The 2494-nt window shown below is 52.0% G+C and carries 1 protein-coding gene and 1 pseudogene; both read left to right on the forward strand.

Going from position 1 to position 2494, the window contains the following annotated elements:
* Positions 1–485 (forward strand): annotated as a pseudogene (locus A6395_RS07730) (phosphogluconate dehydrogenase (NAD(+)-dependent, decarboxylating)); the annotation flags it as partial.
* Positions 486–1114: 629 nt separating this feature from the next.
* Positions 1115–2494: diguanylate cyclase domain-containing protein (locus A6395_RS07735; protein WP_149038977.1), on the forward strand; the 1380-nt coding region annotated here is incomplete at its 3' end.

Genomic DNA, 2494 nt, shown 5'->3' on the forward strand with positions numbered 1-2494 from the left:
ATATCGAGGCGTTCGGCAAGATCGAGGAGTTGTTCCAAGACGTGTCGACGGACAACGGCTACTTGTACGCCGGTCCGAGTGGTAGCGGTCATTTCCTCAAGATGATCCACAACGGCATCGAGTACGGCATGATGCAGGCGATCGCCGAAGGGTTCGAGATCCTCGAGAAGAGCCCATTCGATTACGACCACGAACAAGTCGCCCGTGTCTGGAATCACGGTTCGGTCGTCCGCTCCTGGTTGATGGAGTTGACCGAGAGCGCGTTCCACAAGGACGCAAAGCTCGATGCGATCAAAGGGGTCATGCACGCGTCGGGTGAAGGCAAGTGGACGGTCGAGACGGCGCTCGAATACGGCGTCCCAGCACCGGTCATCGCCATGTCGCTCATGATGCGCCAACGCTCGCTCGAAGAAGACACGTTCTCCGGCAAGGTCGTCGCCGCGCTCCGGAACGAGTTCGGCGGGCATGCCGTCGAGAAGAAATGAACGACAAAAATGCAAATCCTTCACGTTTGAGGGACTTGCCTTTTTCGTTTGCAGTAAATTGCTTATTTCGAATAGAGCGTGATGTAGCGAACACCAGTTACCATGAAATCAGAGGATAGGTTTTATCCTTACGCTTTGTCCGTGGAAGACATGTCACCGCACGATCCAGGTCGTCGATCCGCTCGATTGTGACCGTTTATCATGTGATGCACATCGCATTTACGAATGTTATGGCCTTTCCTTGAATTAGGTGTATACTTTGAGACTCATGATTCGCTCGGTTTTGTGTTGTCGCTATGCTGATCTGTCGGCTGACACGTGCAGCGCTTCGAATCACCGTCTGGTTACGATTACCCCACTATCATTGTTTGGGAATAATATACATTAAAAATATATTCTCTTAATTCTATGCATATGTTCGTATATATATAAATTGTTATCATTATTCTTCAATAACGTATTCTTTTAGGTATTTTTACTCATTTTTAAACCTGTCCACTCAAACATATTTACTACTCGTCAGATTATGCGTATATTTGTAAACGCTGCTGTTTTGTAATGATTGGAAATGAAAACTAGGAATGCTTCACCGTTCCTGACTCGATACATTTCAGATTAAGGAGGAAACTATGACTCGGTTCAATTGGATCAATCCGTTCAAATCTCGATTGGCTGCCACTGATTTACCGATCAAGCTCACTGACGCCGCGAGCGGCCAACATTTCATCGAAGGACACCTCGATCCGGTCTTCTTACTCGACATTCACGGGAACATCATCGACGCCAACGAGAAACTGTCGCTCATGCTCGGCTACACGAAACGTGAGCTGTTCACCCATTTCGCCCGCTTCACGACCGAAGCGGACGCCGAACGAATCCAAACGCATTTCGCAAGCGCGCTCTCAGGAACTGAAGCGATGTATACATGCACGGCAAAACGAAAGGACGGCCGCATGTTAAAGCTTCAAATCACCAACGTCCCCGCCTATGACAACCACTTGATCGTCGGCGTTTACGGGATCGCCCGGGACATCACGCAGGAAGATCGCCTGAAGAGCGATGTCGAACGTCTTCGCGACTTGTATAAGCATGTCGAGGCGTCCATCTATCGAAAAGATTTACGGACCGGGGAGCTCGAGTTTTATACCGCCGGATTTGAGACGTTGTTCCAGACGGCACCGAAAGCGATGGGCGAGGACCCGACATCTTGCCATCACGCGATTCACCGGAGCGACTTTGCCAAGGTTCGGGCTGCCCATGCAAGTGTCGAAGCAGGGCAGGAAACGACAGTCCTCTATCGAACAAACGTCAACGACGATGTCAATTGGGTCGAGGAACGCCTCATCCCAAAGTTTGACGACGACGGCACGGTCGTGGCGGTCATCAGCATCGCCCACGACATCACCCGTCTGAAGACGCAAGAAGAACAGATCTGGCAGCTCGCCATGCACGACTCGCTCACCGGTTTGCCGAACCGGAGCCTGTTTCTCCATGAGTTGGGCGAACGGATGGACCAACACGAGCACATCGCGGTCCTGACCATCAGCTTCAACTCGATTCATCGGATCAATCACGACTTCGGCTACGCCGTCGGAGATGACTGGATCGTCGCGGCCACCTCCTCCCTGCTCCACCAATTGCCGAACGGTAGTTTCGTCGGCCATCTCGGTGGGGACGAATTTACGTTGCTCTTACCCGATGTCACGGACGAGCCCTCGTTGATCATGAACTGCCAATCTTTGCTCAAACTCAGGGAGAAGCATATCCAAATCGGCCCGTACGAATGGCGCCCGCCCGTCTCAATCGGAGTCAGCCGCTATCCGCATGACTCGACCGTCGCCGAAGAGCTATTGCAGTACGCCAACACGGCACTCGGTCGGACGAACTTGCCGGGGATGGACCGATTCGTCTTTTACGCCTCGAGCTTTAATATCGACTCGTATCGGCGACATCAGCTCGGCAACGATTTGCGCCGCGCCATCGAAGAGGACGAACTCTTCCTCGAATTC

The sequence above is a fragment of the Exiguobacterium sp. SH31 genome, from assembly GCF_001816105.1.
GTDB classification, from domain to species: Bacteria; Bacillota; Bacilli; order Exiguobacteriales; family Exiguobacteriaceae; genus Exiguobacterium; species Exiguobacterium aurantiacum_A.